Origin of the sequence: Mycobacterium kyorinense (assembly GCF_001672775.1) — a bacterium.
In the GTDB taxonomy this organism is placed as follows: Bacteria; Actinomycetota; Actinomycetes; order Mycobacteriales; family Mycobacteriaceae; genus Mycobacterium; species Mycobacterium kyorinense_A.
Genome location: NZ_LZKJ01000166.1, coordinates 32,835 through 52,462, shown reverse-complemented (window position 1 = coordinate 52,462; position 19,628 = coordinate 32,835). Strand labels below are relative to the sequence as shown.

The window sequence follows — 19,628 nt, the reverse complement described above, 5'->3', positions numbered from 1 at the left end:
CCAAACTAAACCTCGCGGCCCCGCTTGTTACCGAAATGGGACATCGCTGTGCTGCCCGAGCAACTACCGGATGGCGGCGTGATCCTCGGCGATGCGCGACAGCAGCCTGCCGTATCTAACTGAACTGCGCACCAAGCAGATTCGACGGTACGCGGCTCAGTCGCCAAAGCCTCCGGTCCGAGACGCCGCCGGTGCCGACCCGCCGCCACTCGACTGCAGGCGGCTTGCCGCGAAGTCCGCTCCTTGATTGATCAGGTTGCCCTCGTCGACGTAGGTGTTGTGCGCGGCGAAGTTCATTCCGTCAGAGCAGACCGGGTCCTCCGGAACGCACAACTGGAGGGTCTTGGGCTGATACAACGGCCCGATCGTGAGGGGCGGTTCGTTGAGGAAGCTCATCGCGCGCACATTCGGGGTCCCGAACAGCACGACAGCGGCGACGTGGTTGGCGACGTCAGGCGACAGCGGTTTGGGCACCGTCGCCGGATCGACCCCGTCAGGCACCGTAGGCGAGGTGACGAAGCCCATCACGGCCGCGCCCTGAGAGTATCCGCCGAGCACCATTTTGGTGTTGGGGCAGGTGTTCGTCATCGATACGATGTGAGCGCCCGCGTCACGGACGCCGTCCACGCCGGTGGCCCACTCGTCGCTAGCGGGGTAGTTGACCGGATACACCCCTAGCGACTTCCCGCCGACGCGCTGGCCCAATGCATCGACGAATGCCTGACCGGTGGGACCGACGCCGGGCGGCTCACCTGTACCACGCGCAAACACCACCTCCGTATCGGGACATCCCGCGGCCGAGGCCGACGAAAGGGCCTGGCCAGAAAGGACGGTGGTGCTGAGACTGCATGCTGCGACCATTGCAGATCCGACGAGACGTGCCATCATGCCGCAGTAGGTGCCCATACGCTCACTTCCTTAAACGCAAACTTCCCGGCTCAGTTCATCCGCCGCGATTCCGGCCTGTCCGCGGCTGGTTGTCGGCACGCCTAGTGTAATGGGTGAGCTCTCGAATATGTTAAACCTCAGCTCTTTTCGATCCCGGTAGGAGCGCGGCGTGTCTGGTCAGCGGGTGAGCGGTTTGCAACGTGCTACGGGGATACCGACGAGCCGGAAGTCCTCGCTTGTATCGATCTGTGGGTCGACGCCTTTTTGGAACAGGATGATGATGTCGGAGCCGCCGAACTGGAAGTAGCCGAACTCTTCTCCTTTAGCCATGTGCTTGCCGGGGGTCGAGGTCAGCATCACCGACGAAACATGTGCCATCCCCACCGGGATTACCGCGACGATGCCGATGTCGCCTAAGTCGGACTGCGCGGTGTCGATGGTGACCACCCCGCGGGTCTGGGAGAACTCGTATCCGCTGGTGGAGCTGTCGCTGCCCTGCAGCTGATGCTCCTCGATGCCGACACGCATGAAGACTTTGCCGTTGATCCGGAAGGATTCTTTGACCAAGCCGCCGACTGGCAGGTGATAGCGGTGATAGGCCGTTACCGGGAGCATGTAGTGCACGAACGTGCCGTTGGCAAAGCTCTCGCTGTACTGACTGCCTTCGATGAGTTGTTTGATGTTGCCGTACTTTTCATTCTTGACGTTGGTGGCTGGAATGGCGGAGTCGTCGTCGATGTCGTAGAAACTCTTATACATGCAGTCGGCCGGCGAGGTGACGACCAAGTTGCTGGCCGGCTCGGCGATCGGGCGCAGCCCACCGTTGAGTTCGCGGGCGATGAATTGGTTGGCGGTCAACCAGCCGCTGGGTGCATTCGGCGCACCGTCGACCAGCGATTCGTGGATGCCGTACTGCGGCGCGTTGTCGATAAACGACTGCAAGGCTTCGGGGCTGAACGATTCCGGGCTGTCCAGAAAGTCACCCCATTCCCGGGCGAACTCGGTGACCCATTCCCGGAAGACGTCGGAGTTCTGCAGAATCTCGCCGTCGACCTTCTGCGAGAGCAAGAAGTAGAAATGCGCCTGCCGGTCGTCGACCTCTTGGGATTTCCCCTCTTGCTTCCACGCTTCCCCATCCGATTCGTGCGGCACCCACCGCACGAAGCGCTTGAGATAGTCCTCATACTGGCCGATGTCGGTGGGCCATTCCAGCGCCTCGAACAGCTCCGGGCTCAGGTCGGCTTCGGCCCATTGCCGGGCCGCCACCAATGATTGCTCGAGCCGAGCGGCGAGGCCTTCTTCTTTGTCGAGCGCGTCGTGCAGTTTTCGGATGATCGCGTCGGGTTCACTCATGTGCCTCTCCTTTTATTACCTCGACTGTCTCGGTCGCCTTGCACTCGTCGATGTCAGCCGCCCAGCGCCGGCCCGGCGATCGGAGGCAGGCCCATGGTCAGCGTGAGCAGCATTAGCAACAGCAAAAACCAACCCGCGCCCTGCCATGCCCACCAAGGCCTGCCCTCGCGCCACAACCGGAACGTCCGCACGAAGGCCCACACCCCTCCGCCGAACAGAATCACCGGTGCGCCGACTCCCAGCGCGATGCGTATTGCCGGCCCGCACGCCGTCGTGTCGGTATGCGTCGCGCCGTCGCAATTGGCAACCGACACAGCGGCGAGGACGAGGAACGCCACACCGACCGCCGCGATCACCAGAGCGAAAGTGACCGCCGGCCGAACGTTGCGGTCTTCGCGGCCGGGCTCGTCGGGGCGAGGCGGCAGCGGTGGTTCGGCCATTGTCACCGCTGCCGGTCGGAAAGCGTGTCGTCACCGGATTGCCGTGCGCAGTGCACGCAAACGCATGTTGCACAAATCGCCATGCCAGCCGAATCCCCGAATAACCGGGCCGGTAAACGCGGCCGTCGAGGTAGGCGCGGCGGCGATATGTCGTTTGCCCGCTGGGTCATCGCGCACTGCGCGCGCCGAAGCGAAGCCAGCTCAAAATGGCGAGTCGGTTAGAGCAAGGCTGATGAAGGCCACGACAAAACAACAAAGCGTGGTCAACGACGCGATACCCGCGCCAGCACATATGCACCATCGCGTGGCGCGACGCCGGCCGCGCTTGAACTTCGCCCGGCGTTCTTCCCGCATTACTTCGGTCGCGACCAGTGCGAAATTAACGTTCACTAGGTCGTCAGGACCTATCGACCTGCCCGCGGCAATTTCTTGAAGGTGTGCCGGCGGCATTTCGACGCCGACGGCAGCGAAGCGCTGGCTCATGCGCCGGGCTTGTCTGCAGCTGAGTACTTGATCCCGGGCATGTCGGCGGCGTGGCGGTGGTGGTCCCCATTCATCGACAAACGCGCTTGCACCGACGAGCGCTCGACGGTGTCGGCTGGCTGTGGCCATGTTTCACCTGCTTTGCAGCACGCTCAGTAAGGTCGGTGCGCTTGAATCTTGTGCCGACACAACCGCATTACCCCAAACGTCGAGGGGTAAACACGCAATGTCAGCGGCGTGTCGCCCGCGCGGAGTCGCGAACCTGCCGGCGTATGCAGGACCAATACCTCCCGCTCGGGGCGGTTAGCGGCCGGTTTGGTGGGCGCACCGTCGGGTACCTGTTGCCTATGGCGTTTGCACGGTACCAAAATGAGATTTACACGCAGGGGCAAAAGGGCGAAAACCCGTCGTTACCAATCACCTTCGCCGACTTGGAGGCTAACGCGTCCGCTGCGCTGCCCCAGTCGGTATGGGGATATGTCGTGGGCGGCGCCGGCGACGAGCACACCCAGCGCGCCAACTGTCAGGCATTCGAGCGCTGGGGCTTGATGCCGCGCATGCTCGTCGCGCCGACGGAACGTGACCTTGCGGTCGAAGTCTTCGGGGTGAAGTTTCCGGCTCCGGCGTTCATGGCGCCGATCGGCGTCATCGGAGTGTGCGCACAAGACGGGCATGGCGATTTGGCCTGCGCGCGAGCTGCGGCGCGGACCGGTATCCCGTTCATGGCGGGAACACTGTCAGCCGACCCGATGGAAGACGTCGCCGCCGCGATGGGCGATACCGCCGGATTTTTCCAGCTCTACACACCACCGGACCGCGAGATGGCCGCCAGCCTGGTACACCGCGCCGAGGCGGCTGGGTATAAGGGCATCGTCGTCACCCTCGATACCTGGGTGACCGGCTGGCGACCGCGCGACCTGAGCGCCGGCAACTACCCACAGGTGCCTAGTCGTTGTCTTGCCAACTACACCAGCGACCCGGTGTTCCTCGACAGCCTGAAACCCGGCGAGGACCCCACGGAGGCTGCGGTGGAGAAGCTTCCTATCTTCGGCGGGCCGTTCCGGTGGGAGGATCTGGACTGGCTGCGCTCAGAGACCAAGCTTCCGGTGATTCCGAAAGGCATCTGCCATCCTGACGACGCTCGACGCGCCAAAGACGCTGGCGTCGACGGCATCTACTGCTCCAACCACGGCGGCCGACAGGCCAACAGCGGCGTGCCGGCCCTCGACTGCCTGCCCGGAGTCCTCGAGGCCGTCGACGGGCTACCCGTGCTGTTCGACTCGGGAGTCCGCAGCGGGCCCGACATCATCAAGGCGCTCGCGATGGGCGCCGCCGCGGTCGGCATCGGCAGGCCCTACGCGTACGGCCTGGCGCTTGGCGGCGACGATGGCATCGTGCACGTGCTGCGCTCGTTGCTGGCCGAAGCCGACCTGCTGATGGCCGTCGACGGCTACCCGTCCCGCAAGGACCTCACACCCGAGGCGCTGCGGCAGGTCGGATAGCCAACCGTTATGTCGTGCTGGCCGTACCAGGTCGAGGAGCCTATCTGCCGTGAGCTCGTGCCAGTTAATCCTCCTTTGCGGCCCGCGTCAACGCTCGTTGCAGCGTCGGGTGGATGGGCAACAGCCAGCGCAGCCCGCAGGCGGCCGCGGTGCGCGCGACTATCGGCTTTTGGCTGACCAATCGGAGCGTCACACCGCGGCGCCGGCATCGTTCTGCCTCACGCGCCAGCACAGCGAACGCGCAGCAACCCATGAAGTCGAGCTCTCGAACGTCGACGACGACGGGTCCCGGTGGAGCGGCGGTTGCCGCCATCTCGGCGAGCAGGTAGCGCCAGTCGCCTTCATTGCTGGCATCTACTTCGCCGCTGACGGAGATGATCACCGCCGTACCGACGTGGCGGGTCTCCGCCCGCAGGGCGCGCGGCGCATCAGCGGGTTGTGTGCCCGAAATAGCTTGGGAGCGACAAAATTTGATCGTCGCAGCGCTCATGGATGCACTCCGAATCGTGCGCCGTAATCGGCGCATCGGCGGATGCCGGCCCTACGCTGCTGAAGACAGGGTGGTCAATACCCATTAGTAACCTCAACAGCTCGTTCTGTCCAGCGTTTTATGGGGATTTCCTGTGAAAGCCGGCTCAGGCCAGCGCGACCGCGCCGCGCGTTCTCAGCTGTGTCCTCAGAGAATTGGCCGACCGCCGGTGACGGCCACCCGCGCACCGGAGATATAGCTGGCGTCGTCGGAGGCCAATAGCACGTAGATCGACGCCAGCTCGGCGGGTTGACCAGCGCGCCCCAACGGCACGTTCTCGCCGAATGACTTCACCTTCTCGGCGGGCATGGTCGACGGGATAAGCGGCGTCCAGATCGGACCGGGAGCCACGCTGTTGACGCGAATCCCTTTGTCGCCCAACATTTGTGCCAGGCTCGCCGAGAAGTTGGCGATCGCGGCTTTCGTCGCCGCGTAGGGGGCCAGTGTGGGGTTAGGCGTGTCGGAGTTGACCGACGAGCTGCCGATGATCGAGGAGCCGGCGGGCATATGCGGCAACGCCGCCTTGGTGAGATAGAAGTAAGCGCCGACATTGAGCCGGAAGGTGTAGTCCCATTCCTCGTCGCTGACCTCATCGAGCGTTTCGTGCGTCATCTGATAAGCGGCGTTGTTGACCAGCACGTCAATGCCGCCGAACTCCTGGACCGCCCGATCCACCACGGCTCGGCAGTGCGCGGGATCGGACAGATCGCCGGGAACCAGGACGCATTTCCGGCCGGCGTCTTGCACATAGCGGGCGACGTCGCGAGCATCTTCGTCCTCGTTGAGGTAGGCGATCAACACGTCAGCGCCTTCTCTGGCGTAGGCGATCGCGACCGCCCGCCCGATCCCGCTGTCACCGCCGGTGATCACCGCCCGTTTACCGGTGAGCTTTCCGGAGCCGCGATAACTGTCTTCACCGCAATCAGGCACCGGGTCCATTCGTGCCTGTACACCAGGTACCGCTTGCTGCTGCTCGGGAAAACTCATCAGGTGCTCCTGCAAGTATCGAATCGGGTGATGGCGCAGGCGTTATCGCCCCGGCTACCCGGCCCAACCAGCGGCTAACCATTGATTCGGGGCGTTTACGGTGGCGTAAAAGATTGCTGTCAGGACAACATCATTCGCGTCGACCACGTTTGGCACCACCGCGGATGGGTATGGGGGACTGGGTGCGGTGACCTACCTGAGAACTCACCGCTCGAGCGGAAGGCTCGAACGACACGAAAGAGAGGAGATAGCGTGAAGTTCACCGCCACTACTGTGAAAACGGGAATCGGAGCCGCCGCAATTGCGGCCGCCAGTGTTTTCGGGGCGCCGATGGCCTCTGCTGCTCCGCCGAGCATCCAGGGATTCGGCACGAGCCAACAACTCGTCGACGGCCCGTTGGTCACCGATTACACGGTGAGCAATCTGCAGCCCAGCGACATGGTGATACCGGGCTACACCCCGAAGGGTCACCTGTACCAGGCGGACCTGACCGCAAAGTCGGACAGCGGGACTGTCACGCCGGTGGTCTCGGACTTCAACGCCCGGGCGGCCAACGGTGAAACCTACCGGGTGATCGACACGTCCCCGGTGCCGAACGGCATCAGCCCGGCGCCGATCGTTCAGGGTCAGCAATCCAGCGGCAAGGTCTACTTCGACGTGACCGGCGCGCCGCCCAACGGCGTCGTCTACAACGACGGCGTGCAGGATGTCCTGATCTGGACAAGCAACGCCTAACTGCCATAACAGGCAACACATCCTCCCCGCGTCAGCAATGACGCGGGGAGGTGTCGCTTTGTGACGCATTTTCGGGTCGGGCCGGATGGGGTACTAGAAGCGGTATGAGTGCAACCGATCACAGACCGGACGACGTTCGCGAACAAGCCTGCCAACAGGCCGAGCAAGCCCGCACGGCGATGGCAGACCGACGTGACGGGCAGCAGGGCGGGCTGAGCGGCTGGGTGGCCAGCCGGGCCGGCAGGTGGGATCTCAGCGGCCAGGACGAAGACACGCTGCAACGGCAGAAGTTCTTCTGGAATACGTTGGTCGACTACTGGTTCCGAATGGAAATCGACGGCTGGGAAAACATCCCCGAGCCACCGGTGTTATTGGTGGGCATCCACTCTGGCGCCCCGTTCGTGTGGGATGCCTGGACCGTCGGCTTGCAGTGGTGGCGGCGATTCGGCCCGGAGCGCACGCTGCATGGAACCGCGCACGATGCGTTGATGGCGATTCCCGGTTTCGGCCGCTACTTCCGTTCGATGGGTGTACTGCCCGCGGCACCGGACGCTATTGCGACGGCGCTGGCCGAAGGGCGCGACGTCGCGCTTTGGCCTGGCGGCGAAGTCGACTCCCTGCGGCCATGGAGTGAGCGCGACCGCGCCAACCTCGCTGGCCGAAAAGGCTTCGTGAAGATGGCAATTCGTGCTGGCGTGCCGATAGTGCCGATCGCCACGGTCGGCGGCGCGGACGCCATGCCGGTGCTGATCCGCGGCGACAAGCTCTCGCGGGTCTTGCGGTTGGACCGGCTGTTGCGGCTCAAAGTGTTCCCGGTGGCCGTCTCGCTGCCCTGGGGAATAGCGCCCGCCGCGCTGCCGCAGTTCCCGCTTCCCGCCAAGATCCGCACCCGCTTCATGCCCGCCGTCGAACTCGACCACGATGCCGAACGCGCCGACGACGACGACTATGTCGACAGTAAGTACCACGAAGTGCAGAACAGCATCCAACGCGGCATGGACGCCCTGGCGCGCAAGCGCGCCCTACCGCTGTTTGGTTGATCCCGGGCCCAGATAGCCGACAGGCCCGGTCCGTTGCGGACCGGGCCTGTCGATTGGATCGAGCTAATCCTGGTGCGATTGTTGGCGCTTTTCCGCGGCCTCAGCGCTGCCGCGTGCCGACTCGGCTTCGGCTTCCCGCTTGGCCGCATCGCGCTCAGCCTGAGCCTTGTCCTGCTGGGCCTTGCCCTCGCGGGCCATGTCGTCTTGGCCGAGAACGTTGCCTGCGGCTTCCTTGGCCTTGCCCTTCACGCCTTCGACAACGCCCCGAACGCCCTCTTCGGGCCCACTGTTCTTGTCGTCCGCCATGGAATCCTCCTAGTTGGCTGGTGTCACTGGCCGGTGTCTCGACCGGTTGCGGCGCGGCGCAGAGATTCGTTGGTCGCTTGCTCTCCCCGCCGCGTCTCGCGGATTCCCGGGGCACCGCGTGCTCAAACCTTCACGCCCGCCTCGCCCAGCCGCCGCACGGCACGGCCCGCCTTACCGCTGGTGACGCGTGGCGCGGACGCCGCTGTGACGCCGCACACCGGGGCGCCACCTGTTTCGTCGCCCCACGTCCGGGTATGTGGGAGCGATGATGAGATCGCTGTGGCTGGCTGACCGGAGCCGCCTAACTGCTCGAACAAGCCTGGGACCGCTGTCCGCCGACGTCGTGGTGGTGGGCGCCGGGATCACCGGGCTGATCACCGCGGTGCTGCTGGCCAGGGCCGGCAAGGACGTCGTGGTGCTGGAGGCCCGCAGCGCCGGCGCAGTGACCACCGGCAACACCACCGGGAAGGTCAGTCTGCTGCAGGGCACGATGTTGTCGCAGATCGTCGCCCGCCACGGTGCCGACCTGGCGCGCGACTACGTGCGCGGCAACCAAGAGGGCCAGGATTGGCTGCTGCGGTATTGCGAGGCCAACGGGGTTCCGGTTCAGCGGGAAGACGCCTACACCTATGCCCAATCGGCGGGAGAGGTGGCGTCGACGCGCGCGGAGTTGGCTGCGTGCCGGCTGGCAGGCCTCGACGTCGAATGGGACGACGACGCCGGCGCCCCATTCCCGTATCACGGCGGGGTACGGTTGGCCGACCAGGCGCAATTCGATCCAATGCCGTTGCTGGACAGCCTGATCGGCGAGTTGACCGAGCGGGGCGGCCGGCTCGTCGAAGGTGCGCGGGTGCATCGGCTGTCCCATCGCCGCGGTCGCCTGCGGCTGGGGGTGCGTACCTCTGATGGTGAGGTCGACGTCGACGCTGGGCAGTGCGTGCTGGCAACCGGTATGCCGATTCTGGATCGCGGCGGCTTCTTTGCTCGCGTGAAACCCACCAGGTCCTACGGCATGGCGTTCGACGTTCCAGGCACTATCACCCGGCCGATGTTCATCTCCGCGGGTTCACCGACAAGGTCGGTGCGCTACGCACCGGTCAACAGCGGCGAGCGACTCGTCGTCGCCGGCGCCAGCCACATTGTGGGCCGCAAGAGCCCGACCGCCGAATTGGACGAATTGTCGTCATGGGTGCGCGATCACTACCCGGGTGCCGAGATGACCCATCAATGGTCGGCCCAGGACTACACTCCCGCCGACCACCTGCCGTATGTCGGCCCCATCCTTCCCGGCGACGAAAAAGTCTTCACGGCAACGGGGTTCAATAAGTGGGGGCTTGCCGCGGGTGCGGCGGCGGCGCTTTTGCTCAGCGCGCGGATCCTCGGCGGCCGCATGGACTGGGGGCGCGCGTTCGCGGCGTGGAGCCCGCACGAGGTCACCGGCATTCCTACGGCCATGCAGGCCAACCTCGAGGTCGCATTCCACCTCGCCAAAGGGTGGGTGGCACCGATAACCCGGCTCGGCCGTGCCGCTCCAGAAGAAGGCGGGGTGGTCAGCGGCCCGCCGTGGAATTTGGAGGCCCGTTGCACCATTGACGGTGTGCAGCACCGGGTTTCGCCGGTATGTCCACATTTGGGTGGCATCGTGAACTGGAATGACGTCAGCAAGTCGTGGGAGTGTCCGCTGCACGGGTCACGCTTCGCGCCCGACGGAACGTTGCTGGAAGGACCGGCCACCCGGGGGTTGACAGCGTCGTCGTGAGCGCCGCCGCAAGGCCATGTTTGACGGTCAAAGTGCGGGGGAAGTATCTCCCGCATGCCGACTGCCTCGGCAGCAACGTTTTGCTATGACATGTGCACGGCGTTCGTTCGTATAAGGCCCGCATCGCCAACTCGTGCCGGTCAACGCTGACGGCCGCGGTCTGTCGGGTAGGCATTGGCGGGCAGTCACGATCTGCGCCGACTTGAGGCCGGTCGCTCGCCCACGTGACCGCCGACGAACCCCGCTTGGACAGCATCGATGCCGCTGGTCTGCCGGTGGCCACCGCCCGGGATCCCTACGTCGCAGCCCAGGACGCCGACGCCATCGTGGTACTTACGCAGTGGCCGGAATTCAGCGAGCTGGACTGGGAAACCGTTTCTCGCAGTGGCTGCACGGCAGCCGCAACTCGACATTAAGCTTTCACCTCGGACATGCGGGGGTGGGCATGAGGCAGGATGGAAAGTGCCGTGTCCGGGCGCACCGGAATGGCGCTCTTACGCGAGGAGTCTGATGACAGAACCGGAGCCGACGAGCACCAGGGGCGTAGACGCGTTTTTGCCGGATAATGGCTATTCCGCCACCCAATCGGATAATCGGCCCAAGTACTCGCGGGTGCTGCTCAAGCTCGGCGGTGAAATGTTCGGCGGGGGACAGGTCGGGCTGGATCCCGACGTGGTGGCCCAGGTGGCCCGCCAGATCGCCGAAGTGGTCCGCAGTGGCGTGCAGGTCGCGGTCGTGATCGGCGGCGGCAACTTCTTTCGCGGCGCGCAACTTCAACAACGCGGCATGGAGCGCAGCCGCTCGGACTATATGGGCATGCTCGGCACCGTCATGAATAGCCTTGCGCTGCAAGACTTCTTAGAGAAGGAAGGCATCGCGACCCGAGTCCAGACCGCGATCACGATGGGGCAGGTGGCGGAGCCCTACATTCCGCTGCGGGCGCGACGGCACCTGGAGAAGGGTCGGGTGGTGATCTTCGGTGCCGGCATGGGGTTGCCGTATTTCTCCACCGACACCACCGCAGCGCAGCGGGCGCTGGAGATCGGCGCCGAGGTGGTGCTGATGGCCAAGGCCGTCGACGGGGTGTTCGCCGACGACCCGCGGACCAACCCCGACGCCGAACTGCTCACCGCGATCAGCCACCGCGAAGTGATCGACCGCGGGCTGCGGGTGGCCGATGCCACCGCGTTCAGCCTGTGTATGGACAATGGCATGCCGATCTTGGTGTTCAACCTGCTGACCGACGGCAATATCGCCCGCGCGGTCGCGGGTGAGAAGATCGGAACGCTGGTCACCACCTAAGGAGCGGCGAAACAATGATTGACGAGGCGCTCTTCGACGCCGAAGAGAAGATGGAAAAAGCCGTGTCGGTGGCGCGGGACGATCTGTCGACCATCCGGACCGGGCGGGCCAATCCGGGCATGTTCTCCCGGATCGTCATCGACTATTACGGCACCAATACCCCGATCACCCAACTGGCCAGTATCAACGTCCCCGAAGCACGCCTGGTCGTCATCAAGCCGTACGAAAACAATCAGCTACATGCCATCGAGACCGCGATCCGCAACTCCGACCTCGGCGTGAACCCCACCAACGATGGCAACGTCATTCGGGTGGCGGTGCCGCAGTTGACCGAGGAACGTCGTCGCGAACTGGTCAAGCAGGCCAAGCACAAAGGCGAGGAAGGCCGCGTTTCAGTACGCAACATCCGGCGCAAGGCCATGGAGGAACTGCACCGCATCCGCAAAGACGGAGAGGCCGGCGAGGACGAGGTCGGCCGGGCCGAAAAGGACCTGGACAAGACCACCCACCAGTACGTCACCCAGATCGACGAACTGGTCAAACACAAAGAAGGCGAGCTGCTGGAGGTCTAGCGGCCGCTCAGCAACGATGTCCGTGGCAGGCACTGATACCGGTACAGGCACCCCGGCCGAGGAATCGCTGCCGGAACCGCCGCCGAACACGTCGCGGGCCGGCCGCAATCTGCCGGTGGCGATTTTGGTCGGCGCGGTCCTGGGCGGGGCCGTCATCGCCAGTTTGCTGTACGCGCGCTGCGCGTTCGTCGGGATACTCGCCGCCGGTGTGCTGCTCGGCACGCTCGAAGTGGTGCGGCGGCTCAGGGCCGCCGGCTACGTCATCCCGGTGCTCCCGCTGGTGCTCGGTGGCCAGGCCACCGTGTGGCTGACCTGGCCATACGGCGTGCGCGGCGCGCTGGCCGGCTTCGGTGGCACCGTCGTGGTCTGCATGATCTGGCGGCTGCTGAGCCGCCAGGGTCGCCGGGCCGCGCAGGGTCCGGACGCCGCTCCGGCGAATTACCTGCGCGATGTCTCGGCGACGGTTTTCCTGGCCGCCTGGGTGCCGCTGTTCGCCTCGTTTGCGGCGTTGCTGGTCTATCACCAAGACGGCCCCGCCAAGGCGTTCTCGCTGGCAGTCGGTGTGGTGTCCTCCGATGTCGGCGGTTACGCCGCGGGCGTGTTGTTCGGCAAGCACACGATGGTCCCGGCGATCAGCCCGAAGAAATCCTGGGAGGGACTGGTCGGCTCCCTGCTGCTGGGGACCACCGCGACCGCGCTCACTGTGGTCTACCTGGTCGGCAAACCGCCGTGGATCGGCGTGTTGCTCGGTTTGACCGTGGTGGTCACCGCGACCCTCGGTGATCTGGTGGAATCACAGGTCAAGCGGGATCTGGGGATCAAGGACATGGGCAGCCTGCTGCCCGGCCACGGCGGCGTGCTGGACCGATTCGACGGATTTTTGCCGTCGGCGGTGGCCGCGTGGGTCGTGCTGACACTGGTGCCCTGATACTGGACTCATCATGGTGCGACAACTGGTGTTCGCGTCGCGCGGCGCACTGCCGCCGCGGCATCTGGCCGACCTCGACGAGGCGGGCCGCGCCGCGGCCGTCGCGGAGCTGGGGCTGCCGGCTTTTCGGGCCAAACAGCTTGCACACCAGTACTACGCCCGGTTGAGCGCCGACCCGCGGCAGATGAGCGATTTGCCGGCCGCGGCCCGCGACCGGATCGCCGAGGCGCTGTTTCCCACGCTGCTGACCCCGGCCCGTGATGTCGCCTGCGACGACGGCCAGACACGCAAGACGCTCTGGCGTGCCATCGACGGCACCACATTCGAATCGGTGCTGATGCGCTACCCGCAGCGCAACACCGTGTGCATCTCGTCGCAGGCCGGCTGCGGCATGGCGTGTCCGTTCTGCGCGACCGGGCAGGGCGGGCTGAAGCGGAACCTGTCGACCGCCGAGATCCTCGAGCAGGTGCGGGCCGCGGCCGTCGCACTGCGCGACGACTGGGGCGACCGGTTGTCCAACGTCGTGTTCATGGGCATGGGCGAGCCGCTGGCCAACTACGCGCGGGTGGTTGCCGCGGTGCGCGCCATCACCGCCGGCTTCGGAATCTCGGCCCGCTCGGTGACGGTGTCGACGGTCGGCTTGGCCCCGGCTATCCGCAAGCTGGCCGACGAGCGGCTCGGGGTGACGCTGGCGCTGTCGCTGCACGCGCCCGACGACGAGTTGCGCGACACGCTGGTGCCGGTCAACAACCGGTGGAAGGTCGGGGAGGCGCTGGACGCCGCCCGCTACTACGCCGACGTGACCGGTCGACGGGTCTCGATCGAATATGCGCTGATCCGCGACGTCAACGATCAGCCATGGCGGGCCGACCTGTTGGGCAAGCTGCTGCACCGCGCGCTCGGACCGCTGGCACACGTGAACGTCATTCCGCTCAACCCGACACCCGGGAGCGAGTGGGACGCCAGCCCGAAAGCGGCCGAACGCGAATTCGTCCGGCGGGTCCGCGGCCAGGGTGTGTCGTGCACCGTACGCGATACCCGCGGCCGCGAGATCGCCGCCGCCTGCGGTCAGTTGGCCGCCGACGGCTAAGCGGGTAGAGCGTGCCTGGTCGCCCGTCGAACGTGAAGCTGGGTTCACGCTCGACCGCCAACGTGAACCCAGCTTCACGCTCGGCGCCAAAAGCGAAACGGCTCGCCGCCGACGGCTAAGCGGCCGCTACCGCAGCCAGCCGCGGCGGCGGCCCCACCAGTCGCGTACGACGGCGAACAACACCAGGGCCGCGAAGCTGATCAGAAACCAGTCTTCGATATGGCCGACGTGATTGCCCCGCAGCATCAGCAGCAGGAAGCCGACGATGCACAACCCGACGACGTGCCAGGTGCGGTTGTTGATCTTGCTCCAGCCCCAGGCTGCGGACGGCACATCGGCGGTGTACACCCCGGCGTTGCGCTCCACCTCAGTACTGACCACCACGTCACCTCCGGTTGGGATTGCCAGTGCCCCGACATTCTGGCATACCCGAGTCAGGGCGTGGGCGGGGGCGGCGGAGGCATGAGCACCGTGTCGATCATGTAGACCTGCGCATTTGCTGTGCTGATACCTCCACAGGTCACGCCTGCGTCGTTGACCTTGAGGTTGTCGCTGGTGCCCGTGACAGTCAGCGTCGCGTTGTTGTCCAGCGTCTGATGTACGCCGTCGGCCTGTGCCGGCGTCAGCTGCCCGTTGACCAGGTGATAGGTCAGGATGCCGTTCAAAAACGCCGCGTCGGTCTTGAGCCGGTCCATGGTCGCAGCGTCGAGTTTCTCGAACGCCTTGTCGGTCGGGGCGAACAACGTGTACTCGCCCTTGTTGAGGGTGTCCACCAGGTTGACCTGCGGGTTGAGTTTGCCGGAGACCGCTTGGGTCAAGGTGGTGAGCTGCGGGTTGTTCGACGCGGCCACGGCCACCGGATCCTTGCTCATCCCGGAAACCGAACCGGGCCCGGTGGGCACCTGCTGCTCGTATTCGGCGCAGCCGGGACCGACCGGATTGCCGGCCGGAGTCGGGCTTCCGGTCGTCGTGGGCGCCGAGGTGGTGATGAGCACGGTCGTGGTCACGGTGGCCGGTCCGGACTGCGCCGGCTGGTGGACTTCGGTCGTGGTACAGCCCGACAGTCCCATCACTGCGATCGCCGCGAAACCGGCCGCGGCAAGTGCTTTGTGCTGCATAGCGTCCATGGCTGCCATCTCCCGTTTGTGTGGCCATTCGGTGTTCGTCGCCCTTCCCGCTTTGGCCTCGAGTTAAACGGTGTTGGCGTCCAGACGTGGGAACTCGCCGACCGCGCGGCACAATAAGTGGGTGACGAGCCGCCGCAAGGTTCTGGTGCTGGGCAGTACCGGCTCCATCGGTACCCAGGCGCTGGATGTCATCGCGGCCAACCCGGATCGTTTCGAATTGGTCGGGCTGGCCGCCGGCGGCGCCAATCCGCAGCTGCTTGCCCGGCAGCGCGCCGAGACCGGGGTCACCAAGATCGCCGTCGCCGACGAGCGCGCCGCCCAGACCCTCGGTGAGGTCAGCTATTGCGGGCCGGAGGCGGCCACCCGGTTGGTCGAGGACACCGAGGCCGACGTCGTGCTCAACGCGCTGGTGGGAGCGCTGGGATTGCGGCCCACGCTGGCGGCGCTGGATTCCGGTGCCCGGCTGGCGCTGGCCAACAAGGAATCGCTGATCGCCGGCGGGCCGCTGGTGCTGCAGGCGGCGCAACCGGGCCAGATCGTGCCCGTCGACTCCGAGCACTCCGCGCTGGCCCAGTGCCTGCGCGGCGGCACCCCCGACGAGGTCGCCAAACTCGTGCTCACCGCTTCCGGCGGGCCCTTCCGCGGCTGGTCGGCCGCCGACCTCGAGCACGTCACGCCCGAGCAGGCCGGCGCGCATCCCACCTGGTCGATGGGGCCGATGAACACGCTGAACTCGGCGTCGCTGGTGAACAAGGGGCTGGAGCTCATCGAAACCCACCTGCTGTTCGGGGTGCCCTACGACCACATCGACGTGGTCGTGCACCCGCAATCGATCGTGCATTCGATGGTCACCTTCACCGACGGCTCGACGATCGCGCAGGCCAGCCCACCGGATATGAAGCTGCCGATCGCGCTGGCGCTCAACTGGCCGGAGCGGGTGGCCGGCGTGGCCGCGGCCTGCGACTTCTCCACCGCGTCGAGCTGGGACTTCGAGCCGCTGGACAACCAGGTGTTTCCCGCCGTCGAGCTCGCCCGGCGGGCCGGCCAAGCTGGGGGCTGCATGACGGCGGTCTACAACGCCGCCAACGAAGAAGCGGCGGGCGCCTTCCTGGCCGGCCGGATCGGTTTTCCGGCGATCGTGCGCACAATCGCCGACGTGTTGCACGCCGCAGGCCAATGGGCCGCATTACCCGCTACCGTGGATGACGTACTCGACGCGCAACGCTGGGCCCGCGAGGAGGCCCGACGCGGGATTGAGCGATCCACACAGGAGGTCCTGGGCACCCGATGATGTTCGCTGTCGGCATCGTGCTGTTCGCGCTCGCCATCCTGATCTCGGTGGCGCTGCACGAATGCGGGCACATGTGGGTGGCGCGCGCCACCGGGATGAAGGTGCGCCGCTACTTCGTCGGCTTCGGTACGACGTTGTGGTCGACGCGGCGCGGCGAGACCGAATACGGCATCAAGGCCATCCCGGCGGGTGGGTTCTGCGACATCGCCGGGATGACCTCGGTGGAAGAGCTGCTGCCCGACGAGCATGACCGCGCCATGTACAAGCAGAAGACCTGGAAGCGCACCGCGGTGTTGTTGGCCGGTCCCGGGATGAACTTCCTGATCGGCCTGGTGTTGATCTATGGCATCGCCGTCGCCTGGGGGCTGCCGAACCTGCATCCCGACGACCGTGCCGTTGTCGGTGAAACCGCCTGCGTCGCACCGGAACTCACTAAAGGAGAGCTGGGCAAGTGCACCGGCCCCGGACCGGCGGCGATCGCCGGAATCAAATCCGGTGACGTGATCACCAAGGTGGGCGCCACCGACGTGCACAGCTTCGGCGAGCTCGTCGACGCGGTGCAGAAACTCACCGGCCCCACTGCGTTCGTCATCGAGCGGGACGGCACCAAGTTCACGCTCATGGTCGACGTCACCCGGACCCAGCGGTTCGCCAAGCCCGGCGACGACAAGCCCAGCCCGGTGGGCGCCATCGGCATCAGCGCCGCCCAATTCGGGCCGACGCACTACAACGCGCTGACGGCCATCCCGGGCACCGTCACCTTCACCGGTGATCTGGCCGTCGAGCTGGGCAAGTCGCTGGCCAAGATCCCGACCAAAGTCGGGGCGTTGGTGCACTCGATCGGCGGCGGTGAGCGGGACCCAGAGACGCCGATCAGCGTGGTCGGGGCATCGATCATCGGCGGCGACACCGTCGACCATGGGTTGTGGGTGGCGTTCTGGTTCTTCCTGGCGCAGTTCAACTTCGTGCTGGGTGCCATCAACCTGGTGCCGCTGCTGCCGTTCGACGGCGGGCACGTCGCGATAGCGGTGTTCGAGAAGCTGCGCAACATGGTCCGCTCGGCGCGCGGCATCCTGCCCGCGGCGCCGGTCAATTACCTCAAGCTCATGCCCGCCACCTATGTCATCTTGGTGGTGGTGGTCGGCTACATGCTGCTGACCGTGACCGCCGACCTGGTCAACCCGATCAGGTTGTTCCAGTAGGAGATTCACCGATGGCCACCGGCCAAAACATTGGACTGGGGATGCCGGCACCGCCGGCACCCACGTTGGCGCCGCGGCGCAAGACCCGTCAGCTCAAGGTGGGCGACGTCGGCATCGGCAGCGATCATCCGATCGCCGTGCAGTCGATGACCACGACGAAAACCCATGACGTCAACGCCACGTTGCAGCAGATCGCCGAGCTGACCACCGCCGGCTGCGACATCGTTCGGGTGGCCTGTCCGCGCCAGGAGGATGCCGACGCGCTCGCCGAGATCGCCCGGCACAGCCAGATTCCGGTGATCGCCGACATCCACTTCCAGCCCAAGTACATCTTCGCCGCGATCGACGCCGGTTGTGCGGCGGTGCGGGTTAATCCCGGCAACATCAAGGAATTCGACGGCCGGGTCGCCGAGGTCGCCAACGCCGCCGGCAACGCCGGGATCCCGATCCGCATCGGCGTCAACGCGGGCTCGCTGGACAAGCGGTTCATGGACAAGTACGGCAAGGCCACCCCGGAGGCGCTGGTGGAATCGGCGCTGTGGGAGGCGTCGCTGTTCGAGGAGCACGGCTTCGGCGACATCAAGATCAGCGTCAAGCACAACGACCCCGTCGTGATGGTGCGGGCCTACGAACAGCTGGCCGCCCAATGCGACTACCCGTTGCACCTCGGCGTCACCGAGGCCGGCCCGGCGTTCCAGGGCACCATCAAATCCGCGGTCGCATTCGGCGCGCTGCTCTCCCAGGGCATCGGCGACACCATTCGGGTGTCACTGTCGGCGCCACCGGTCGAAGAGGTCAAGGTCGGCAACCAGATCCTGGAGTCGCTCAATCTGCGGCCGCGCTCGCTGGAGATCGTGTCGTGCCCGTCCTGCGGGCGCGCGCAGGTCGACGTCTACACCTTGGCCAACGAGGTCAGCGCCGGGCTCGACGGGCTCGACGTGCCGCTGCGGGTGGCCGTCATGGGCTGCGTCGTCAACGGCCCGGGGGAGGCCCGCGAGGCCGACCTGGGTGTGGCATCGGGTAACGGCAAGGGCCAGATCTTCGTTCGTGGCGAAGTGATCAAGACCGTGCCCGAAGCGCAGATCGTCGAGACGCTGATCGAAGAGGCCATGCGACTGGCCGCCGAAGGCGGCGCGCCGTCGGGTCCGGACGCAACTGCGAGCGGTTCCCCGGTTGTGACCGTAAGCTGAGGGGGCCCGTTCGGGCTACCTGATCGCAGAAAGAGTCAGTATGTCGGCTCCGCCCATCCATCGCTTGGTCGACGAGCGGCGGGTGTCGGTGGTGCGGGATGCCGCCGCGGTGCGCCGCGTCCTCGACCACGACCCCGTCGGGTCGTGCATGGTCGCCGCGCGCGTCGCCGACCACGGCATCGAGCCGAGTGCGATCGGCGGCGAACTGTGGACTCGACGGGGCGCCGACGAGTCGCTGTGCTACGCCGGCCCCAATCTGATCCCGTTGCGGGGCGGCCCTGCCGACTTGGCGGCGTTTGCCGACGAGGCGATGGGCGGTTCGCGACGATGCTCGTCGCTGGTGGGCCGGGCCGAATTGGTGATGCCGATGTGGCAGCGGCTCGAGCCGGTTTGGGGTCCGGCCCGCGACGTGCGTGCCCATCAGCCGTTGATGGCGTTGAACGCGATGCCGGCCTGCGCGATCGACCCCGGCGTGCGTCAGGTGAAGCTTCCCGAGCTCGACGCGTACCTGGCGGCGGCCATCGACATGTTCATCGGCGAGGTCGGGGTCGACCCGCGGCTGGGCGACGGCGGTCGCGGCTATCGCCGCCGGGTGGCCAGCCTGATCAGCCAGGGCCGCGCGTGGGCCCGCTTCGAGCACGGCGAGGTTGTCTTCAAGGCCGAAGTCGGGTCGCAGTCACCGCATGTCGGCCAGATTCAAGGGGTGTGGGTGCATCCCGATCGGCGCGGTCGGGGGTTGGGGACAGCCGGCACCGCGACGCTGGCGGCGGTGATCGTCGGCACCGGGCGAATCGCCAGCCTGTACGTCAACAACTTCAATACGGTGGCCCGCGCTGCCTACAGCCGCGTCGGCTTCACCGAAGTCGGCGCCTTCGCGACCATCCTGCTGGACTGACTCCTTCCT

Annotated in this window: 21 protein-coding genes; 13 read left to right on the top strand and 8 right to left on the bottom strand. The window is 66.0% G+C overall.

What is annotated here, in order from left to right:
• Nucleotides 1–156: 156 nt before the first annotated feature.
• The 3 genes from A5707_RS18100 to A5707_RS18090 all read right to left on the bottom strand — a co-directional run bounded on the left by A5707_RS18100 (nucleotide 157) and on the right by A5707_RS18090 (nucleotide 2,681).
• Nucleotides 157–906, bottom strand: coding sequence for a cutinase family protein (locus A5707_RS18100; RefSeq protein WP_082969536.1), 750 nt, complete (start codon nucleotides 904–906; stop codon nucleotides 157–159).
• 159 nt (nucleotides 907–1,065) lie between these two features.
• The gene (locus A5707_RS18095) at nucleotides 1,066–2,241 is read right to left on the bottom strand and encodes a phosphatidylserine decarboxylase (protein ID WP_065015819.1); all 1,176 of its coding nucleotides are present in this window, start codon (nucleotides 2,239–2,241) and stop codon (nucleotides 1,066–1,068) included.
• Nucleotides 2,242–2,294: 53 nt separating this feature from the next.
• On the bottom strand, nucleotides 2,295–2,681 hold the full coding sequence (locus A5707_RS18090; protein WP_065015818.1) for a hypothetical protein: 387 nt from the start codon (nucleotides 2,679–2,681) through the stop codon (nucleotides 2,295–2,297).
• Between the two features lie 830 nt (nucleotides 2,682–3,511).
• Between A5707_RS18090 and A5707_RS18080 the strand changes: the two genes are divergently transcribed.
• Entirely contained in the window at nucleotides 3,512–4,666 is a 1,155-nt protein-coding gene (locus A5707_RS18080; protein WP_065015816.1) for an alpha-hydroxy-acid oxidizing protein, read from the top strand.
• Between the two features lie 64 nt (nucleotides 4,667–4,730).
• On the opposite strand, the gene A5707_RS18075 is transcribed toward A5707_RS18080, so the two are convergent.
• Together A5707_RS18075 and A5707_RS18070 are read right to left on the bottom strand one after the other, a co-directional pair.
• Entirely contained in the window at nucleotides 4,731–5,156 is a 426-nt protein-coding gene (locus tag A5707_RS18075) for an anti-sigma factor antagonist (RefSeq protein ID WP_065015815.1), read from the bottom strand.
• Nucleotides 5,157–5,342: 186 nt separating this feature from the next.
• Nucleotides 5,343–6,182, bottom strand: coding sequence for a glucose 1-dehydrogenase (locus A5707_RS18070; RefSeq protein ID WP_065015814.1), 840 nt, complete (start codon nucleotides 6,180–6,182; stop codon nucleotides 5,343–5,345).
• Between the two features lie 330 nt (nucleotides 6,183–6,512).
• Here A5707_RS18070 and A5707_RS18065 point away from each other — a divergent pair, with 330 nt between their 5' ends.
• Together A5707_RS18065 and A5707_RS18060 are read left to right on the top strand one after the other, a co-directional pair.
• Nucleotides 6,513–6,917 (top strand): MPT63 family protein, encoded by a 405-nt coding sequence (locus A5707_RS18065; protein ID WP_197495368.1) that lies wholly within the window; start codon nucleotides 6,513–6,515, stop codon nucleotides 6,915–6,917.
• Nucleotides 6,918–7,021: 104 nt separating this feature from the next.
• On the top strand, nucleotides 7,022–7,957 hold the full coding sequence (locus A5707_RS18060; RefSeq protein ID WP_065015812.1) for a lysophospholipid acyltransferase family protein: 936 nt from the start codon (nucleotides 7,022–7,024) through the stop codon (nucleotides 7,955–7,957).
• A 63-nt stretch (nucleotides 7,958–8,020) separates the two neighbouring features.
• Here the strand turns inward: A5707_RS18060 and A5707_RS18055 are convergent, their stop codons facing one another.
• Entirely contained in the window at nucleotides 8,021–8,263 is a 243-nt protein-coding gene (locus A5707_RS18055) for a general stress protein CsbD (RefSeq protein WP_065015811.1), read from the bottom strand.
• 268 nt (nucleotides 8,264–8,531) lie between these two features.
• Between A5707_RS18055 and A5707_RS18050 the strand changes: the two genes are divergently transcribed.
• From A5707_RS18050 to rlmN, 6 genes are all read left to right on the top strand, one after another.
• Nucleotides 8,532–10,022, top strand: coding sequence for an FAD-dependent oxidoreductase (locus tag A5707_RS18050; protein ID WP_065015810.1), 1,491 nt, complete (start codon nucleotides 8,532–8,534; stop codon nucleotides 10,020–10,022).
• Nucleotides 10,023–10,246: 224 nt separating this feature from the next.
• Nucleotides 10,247–10,438: a UDP binding domain-containing protein gene (locus A5707_RS18045; protein ID WP_065015809.1), complete on the top strand. Its 192-nt coding sequence runs from the start codon at nucleotides 10,247–10,249 to the stop codon at nucleotides 10,436–10,438.
• Between the two features lie 94 nt (nucleotides 10,439–10,532).
• On the top strand, nucleotides 10,533–11,324 hold the full coding sequence (gene pyrH, locus A5707_RS18040) for a UMP kinase (RefSeq protein WP_082969534.1): 792 nt from the start codon (nucleotides 10,533–10,535) through the stop codon (nucleotides 11,322–11,324).
• Between the two features lie 14 nt (nucleotides 11,325–11,338).
• Nucleotides 11,339–11,896, top strand: a complete 558-nt coding sequence (frr, locus tag A5707_RS18035) for a ribosome recycling factor (RefSeq protein ID WP_065015808.1) — start codon at nucleotides 11,339–11,341, stop codon at nucleotides 11,894–11,896.
• A 22-nt stretch (nucleotides 11,897–11,918) separates the two neighbouring features.
• Nucleotides 11,919–12,824: a phosphatidate cytidylyltransferase gene (locus A5707_RS18030; protein WP_232000746.1), complete on the top strand. Its 906-nt coding sequence runs from the start codon at nucleotides 11,919–11,921 to the stop codon at nucleotides 12,822–12,824.
• Nucleotides 12,825–12,837: 13 nt separating this feature from the next.
• Nucleotides 12,838–13,914, top strand: coding sequence for a 23S rRNA (adenine(2503)-C(2))-methyltransferase RlmN (gene rlmN / locus A5707_RS18025; RefSeq protein ID WP_065015806.1), 1,077 nt, complete (start codon nucleotides 12,838–12,840; stop codon nucleotides 13,912–13,914).
• Nucleotides 13,915–14,040: 126 nt separating this feature from the next.
• Here the strand turns inward: rlmN and A5707_RS18020 are convergent, their stop codons facing one another.
• The gene (locus tag A5707_RS18020; RefSeq protein ID WP_065015879.1) at nucleotides 14,041–14,295 is read right to left on the bottom strand and encodes a DUF2631 domain-containing protein; all 255 of its coding nucleotides are present in this window, start codon (nucleotides 14,293–14,295) and stop codon (nucleotides 14,041–14,043) included.
• 53 nt (nucleotides 14,296–14,348) lie between these two features.
• Nucleotides 14,349–15,041, bottom strand: a complete 693-nt coding sequence (locus tag A5707_RS18015; RefSeq protein ID WP_065015880.1) for a fasciclin domain-containing protein — start codon at nucleotides 15,039–15,041, stop codon at nucleotides 14,349–14,351.
• Nucleotides 15,042–15,162: 121 nt separating this feature from the next.
• On the opposite strand from A5707_RS18015, the gene dxr reads away from it, so the two are divergent.
• The 4 genes from dxr to A5707_RS17995 are packed head-to-tail and all read left to right on the top strand — an operon-like array spanning nucleotide 15,163 to nucleotide 19,619.
• On the top strand, nucleotides 15,163–16,332 hold the full coding sequence (dxr, locus tag A5707_RS18010) for a 1-deoxy-D-xylulose-5-phosphate reductoisomerase (RefSeq protein ID WP_197495364.1): 1,170 nt from the start codon (nucleotides 15,163–15,165) through the stop codon (nucleotides 16,330–16,332).
• Nucleotides 16,329–17,534, top strand: a complete 1,206-nt coding sequence (locus tag A5707_RS18005; RefSeq protein WP_065015805.1) for a M50 family metallopeptidase — start codon at nucleotides 16,329–16,331, stop codon at nucleotides 17,532–17,534. The genes dxr and A5707_RS18005 overlap by 4 nt, the downstream gene beginning before the upstream one ends.
• An 11-nt stretch (nucleotides 17,535–17,545) precedes the next feature.
• On the top strand, nucleotides 17,546–18,724 hold the full coding sequence (ispG, locus tag A5707_RS18000) for a flavodoxin-dependent (E)-4-hydroxy-3-methylbut-2-enyl-diphosphate synthase (protein WP_065015804.1): 1,179 nt from the start codon (nucleotides 17,546–17,548) through the stop codon (nucleotides 18,722–18,724).
• Between the two features lie 40 nt (nucleotides 18,725–18,764).
• On the top strand, nucleotides 18,765–19,619 hold the full coding sequence (locus A5707_RS17995) for a GNAT family N-acetyltransferase (RefSeq protein ID WP_065015803.1): 855 nt from the start codon (nucleotides 18,765–18,767) through the stop codon (nucleotides 19,617–19,619).
• Nucleotides 19,620–19,628 lie beyond the last annotated feature (9 nt).

Excerpts from the sequence above, each read along its gene's own strand:
- A5707_RS18015 (WP_065015880.1), bottom strand. The coding sequence starts at position 15,041 with ATGGACGCTATGCAGCACAAAGCACTTGCCGCGGCCGGTTTCGCGGCG.
- A5707_RS17995 (WP_065015803.1), top strand. The coding sequence starts at position 18,765 with ATGTCGGCTCCGCCCATCCATCGCTTGGTCGACGAGCGGCGGGTGTCG.
- A5707_RS18055 (WP_065015811.1), bottom strand. The coding sequence starts at position 8,263 with ATGGCGGACGACAAGAACAGTGGGCCCGAAGAGGGCGTTCGGGGCGTT.
- A5707_RS18065 (WP_197495368.1), top strand. The coding sequence starts at position 6,513 with ATGGCCTCTGCTGCTCCGCCGAGCATCCAGGGATTCGGCACGAGCCAA.
- A5707_RS18095 (WP_065015819.1), bottom strand. The coding sequence starts at position 2,241 with ATGAGTGAACCCGACGCGATCATCCGAAAACTGCACGACGCGCTCGAC.
- A5707_RS18005 (WP_065015805.1), top strand. The coding sequence starts at position 16,329 with ATGATGTTCGCTGTCGGCATCGTGCTGTTCGCGCTCGCCATCCTGATC.
- pyrH (WP_082969534.1), top strand. The coding sequence starts at position 10,533 with ATGACAGAACCGGAGCCGACGAGCACCAGGGGCGTAGACGCGTTTTTG.
- A5707_RS18100 (WP_082969536.1), bottom strand. The coding sequence starts at position 906 with ATGGGCACCTACTGCGGCATGATGGCACGTCTCGTCGGATCTGCAATG.
- frr (WP_065015808.1), top strand. The coding sequence starts at position 11,339 with ATGATTGACGAGGCGCTCTTCGACGCCGAAGAGAAGATGGAAAAAGCC.
- ispG (WP_065015804.1), top strand. The coding sequence starts at position 17,546 with ATGGCCACCGGCCAAAACATTGGACTGGGGATGCCGGCACCGCCGGCA.
- A5707_RS18080 (WP_065015816.1), top strand. The coding sequence starts at position 3,512 with ATGGCGTTTGCACGGTACCAAAATGAGATTTACACGCAGGGGCAAAAG.
- A5707_RS18050 (WP_065015810.1), top strand. The coding sequence starts at position 8,532 with ATGAGATCGCTGTGGCTGGCTGACCGGAGCCGCCTAACTGCTCGAACA.
- A5707_RS18060 (WP_065015812.1), top strand. The coding sequence starts at position 7,022 with ATGAGTGCAACCGATCACAGACCGGACGACGTTCGCGAACAAGCCTGC.
- A5707_RS18070 (WP_065015814.1), bottom strand. The coding sequence starts at position 6,182 with ATGAGTTTTCCCGAGCAGCAGCAAGCGGTACCTGGTGTACAGGCACGA.
- A5707_RS18075 (WP_065015815.1), bottom strand. The coding sequence starts at position 5,156 with ATGAGCGCTGCGACGATCAAATTTTGTCGCTCCCAAGCTATTTCGGGC.
- rlmN (WP_065015806.1), top strand. The coding sequence starts at position 12,838 with ATGGTGCGACAACTGGTGTTCGCGTCGCGCGGCGCACTGCCGCCGCGG.
- A5707_RS18090 (WP_065015818.1), bottom strand. The coding sequence starts at position 2,681 with ATGGCCGAACCACCGCTGCCGCCTCGCCCCGACGAGCCCGGCCGCGAA.